This is a genomic window from Thermodesulfobacteriota bacterium (genome assembly GCA_040756475.1).
Lineage (GTDB): Bacteria > Desulfobacterota > Deferrisomatia > Deferrisomatales > JACRMM01 > JBFLZB01.
In genome coordinates, this window is the sequence record JBFLZB010000291.1 from 1 (window position 1) to 3,614 (window position 3,614).

5 protein-coding genes are annotated in these 3,614 nt (G+C 72.5%); 2 read left to right on the forward strand and 3 right to left on the reverse strand.

The features are described from left to right. The 3 genes from AB1578_22610 to AB1578_22620 form a co-directional block, all read right to left on the reverse strand. Positions 1–846: redoxin domain-containing protein (locus AB1578_22610; protein ID MEW6490690.1), on the reverse strand; the 846-nt coding region annotated here is incomplete at its 3' end. Further along, a complete protein-coding gene (locus tag AB1578_22615; protein ID MEW6490691.1) occupies positions 843–1,724 on the reverse strand; it encodes an MBL fold metallo-hydrolase in 882 nt (293 codons plus the stop codon). The genes AB1578_22615 and AB1578_22610, both read right to left, overlap by 4 nt. Positions 1,725–1,752: 28 nt before the next feature. Next, entirely contained in the window at positions 1,753–2,238 is a 486-nt protein-coding gene (locus AB1578_22620) for a ferritin family protein (protein ID MEW6490692.1), read from the reverse strand. Between the two features lie 67 nt (positions 2,239–2,305). Here AB1578_22620 and AB1578_22625 point away from each other — a divergent pair, with 67 nt between their 5' ends. Beyond that, the gene (locus AB1578_22625; GenBank protein MEW6490693.1) at positions 2,306–2,989 is read left to right on the forward strand and encodes a flavodoxin family protein; all 684 of its coding nucleotides are present in this window, start codon (positions 2,306–2,308) and stop codon (positions 2,987–2,989) included. After that, positions 2,970–3,437, forward strand: coding sequence for a Fur family transcriptional regulator (locus tag AB1578_22630; protein MEW6490694.1), 468 nt, complete (start codon positions 2,970–2,972; stop codon positions 3,435–3,437). Before AB1578_22625 ends, AB1578_22630 begins: the two co-directional genes overlap by 20 nt. Positions 3,438–3,614 lie beyond the last annotated feature (177 nt).

The following is a 3,614-nucleotide window of genomic DNA, read 5'->3' on the forward strand; positions in this document are numbered from 1 at the left end:
ATCCACGTTGACCGAGAAGGTCTCGAGGCCCCGGTCCCCGTAGCGGCTGCCCAGCGCGGCCACCGCCGGGTACTCCCGGCGGCAGGGATCGCAGTAGAGGCTCCAGAAGTAGAGGAGCTGGGGGCTCTCCCCGCCCACCCGCGCACCCCCGCCGTCCACGGCGGCCGCCTCCCGGGGCGCCACCTGTTGCCCCGGGGCCGCCAGGGCCGCCCCGGCCGGGGCAAAGGCCGTTACGCCTCCCCGGGCAGCCAGGGTCACGTCCTCGGCCCCCCTCTTCCCCAGGAGGTCGCGAATCCGGGACTCGAACAGGCGCTCGTCCCCCGGGCGGTACCCCTCCTGGTAGAGGCGGATCCAGCCCTCCCGGTCGATGATCACCGTGACCGGCAAGAGCTCCACGCCGAAGGCGTTCACGATCTCCTGCCGGGCGTCCCGCACCACCGGGTAGGGGGGGTGGATCCCCAGCTTGTCGAGAAACGACCGCACCCGCTGGGCCGAGAAGACATCGGTGTTGACGCTCAAGACCGCCAGGCCCTCGTCCCGGTATCGCTCGTGGAGCGCCTCGATATGGGGCATCTCGTCGATGCACGACTTGCAGAAGATGCTCCAGAACTCCAGCAGCACCACGTGGGTGCCGGCGTAGTCGGCCAGGCGCACCGCCCGGCCGTCGAGGGTGTTCCCCGCAAAGGCCGGGGCCTTGGAGTTGACCTCCACCACGACGCTCTCCCCCGAGGTCTTCTCCACGGGGCCGCCGGCCGAAGGACTCTCGTCCCGGGCGCACCCCGCGACCGCCGCCAGGGCCCAGGCGAGAAAGAAGAGCGCGGGCCGCATCGAGCACTTTCGCGTCACGGCCGGACCTGCGCGCCCTGCGGCCGCCGCGCCCAGAACCAGGCGATCCCCGGAAGGTCGAACCGCTCGAAGGCCGAGGGGTTGCCGCCGGGCCGGGCGAGCCTCTGGGCGACCGCTTCCGGGGAGATGCCCCGCTCCGCCGCCAGGGCGCGAAAGATCGCCGGACCCGCCTCGGAGAGCCCACCGGGGCCCGACCAGGCGGACACCGCCTCGCCGACCCGGCGGATCGCCCGGGCCGTGAGCGCGATCCAGGCCCGCCCCTGCGGGCCGGACCGCACCTCCCGGTGCCCGGTGGCCAGCACCGCGAGGGGCAGGGCCTGGAGGACCTCGAGGCTCGCCAGGTAGGGACGGGGGTCGGTGAAGAAGGGCCAGGGGCTCGGGTAGAACGCCTGCTCCCAGGACTCCCCCTTGGGCTGCACCAGATCGCCAGGGAGGAGCAGCGCCCCCTCGGGCCGCCAGAACGACAGGTCGTCGCCCGCGGCGCTGTGTCCGGGGGTGGGAAACGCCTCCAGGCCGCCCCCGAGGGGCAGCACGGCCCTGCGCTCCACGGACAGGTCGGGGGCCAAGGGGCTTCGGGCGTGGGCGACGAGGCGCGCTGCCGGGGCGGCCGCCCGCACCGCCGCCAGGTTCGCCACGTGGTCCGGGTGGGAGTGGGTGAGCAGCACCCACACCAGCCGCTTTCCGGTCTCGGCCTCCAGCCGCGCCAGCTCGCCGAGTAGGCCGGCCGGACCCCCCGCTTCGCCCGCAGGCTCGTCCCCCGGGTCCACCAGGGCCAGGTGATCGTGGCCCTCCAGCACCACGGCCCGGCCCGAGGTCACCCAGGCGCCGGGACCCAGGGAGTGGATGCCGGGCCCCAGCCGGTCCTGGGGGCCGCGCATCGTGACGGCCCCCTCCCGCGAGCCCAGGTCAGCCCCCGGTGCCCAGATCCCCGAGCACCTTCTCGATGGTGCCCAGGTGGAGCTCCTCCTCTGCCACCAGCCGCCGGTAGAACTCCGCCTCGGCGTCGCAGGAGGCCCGCCCCAGGCGGTCCCGGTAGAAGGCGAGGCCCCTGGCCTCCATCTCCCGCGCCGTGCGCAGGGCCTGCTCGGCCGTGCCGCCGACCGGCACCGCGGCCCCAAGATCCGCCGCGGCCCGCTCGAACGCGTCGAGCACGCCGGAGCGGCGGGCCACCATGGAACTGACGTCGGGCCAGCCGGGCTTGTCCTTGAGTTCTTCGTAGATCTCCCGTACCCTTCGCACGTGGTCCTTTTCGTCTTCGGCGAGCGCCAGGAAGACGGCCTTCGCCAGGGGGTTTTCCGCCTGCTCGGCCGCGCGCAGGTAGAAGTCGCGACCGTCGGATTCGAACTTCACCGCCTCTCCCAGGGCCACCACGGCGGCGTCGCGAACGCTCATCGCATCCTCCTTCGGGCACTTCCGTCGCCTCCCCTCGGGAAGGCAGGATTTTCGCGGAAAATCAGCGATGGATTCTAGCCAGCGCCCCGTCACCCTGTCAAACGAGCCGGCTCCCGGCGCCCCGGATACCGTGCGCGTACTGTGCGTCTACGGAAGCCCCCGGGCCGGCGGCAACACCGACCGGCTCATGGACGCGCTGGCCCAGGGCATCGAGGAAGCCGGCGGCGCCGCCGAGCGGGTGTACCTGCGCCAGCTCAAGATCTCGCCCTGCCGCGAGATCTACGCGTGCAAGGACGCCGGGCGCTGCGCCCTGCGCGACGACATGCAGCCCCTCTACGAGGCCCTGCGCGACGCCCACGCCATTGCGCTCGCAAGCCCCGTGATGTTCTACGGGGTGAGCGCCCACGCCAAGGCGTTCATCGACCGCTGCCAGGCCTTCTGGTGCCTCAAGCACCTGCGGGGCGAGAGCGCCAACCGCACCCCCCTGGCGGTGCGCAAGGGGGTCTTCCTGAGCGTGGGGGGCTCCAAGGGGCAAAAGATCTTCGAGGGGCCGCAGCTCACCTTTCGCTACTTCCTCGAGACCCTCGACGCGGTGCCGTGGAAGGCCCTCACCTACCGGGAGATCGACCAGAAGGGCGATGTGGAGCGGCACCCCGAGGCCCTGGCCGAGGCCAGGCGGCTCGGGGCCGAGTTCGTGGAAGCCGTGCGGGCCGACCTGGCGGAGGCACACCGTGGCACGCCCCAAGGCTGAGGACCGCACCTCCCGCCGGCTGACCCAGGCCCGGGAGCGCCTGGGCGCCTTCCTCAAGGACAAGGGCCTGCGCTCCACGCGCCAGCGCGACGCGGTGCTCGACACCTTCCTCCGGGAAGACGCCCACGTGAGCGTGGACGAGCTCTGCGATCGGGTGCGGCGGGAAAACCCCTCCATCGGGCACGCCACGGTATACCGGAGCATGGGCCTCTTCGTGGAAGCGGGCATCGCCAAGGAGCGGCGGTTCCACGAGGGGCGGGTGCGCTACGAACCCGGGGTAGACGTGGGCCACCACGACCACCTGGTGTGCCTCTCCTGCGGCGACATCCAGGAGTTCGAGGACCCCACCATCGAGCAGATCCAGCAGGACATCGCCGGGAGCCGCGGCTTCCAGGTCACCTACCACCGCCTGGAGCTCTACGGCCTGTGCGCCCGCTGCCGGGGGTGAGGGGCGGGTTTCCCGCACCCGCTCTCCGCGGCCGGTGGATCCAGGCGCGATCCCGGCAATTGCAGGTTCTGTTTGGATCCGTGTGGGTCCGCGTAGCGCCGGAACGCCCGTGGATAAGGCCTTGTCACCCGTAGGGGCGCACAGCGTGCGCCCTCTCCGGAGGACGGATCGCGCCCC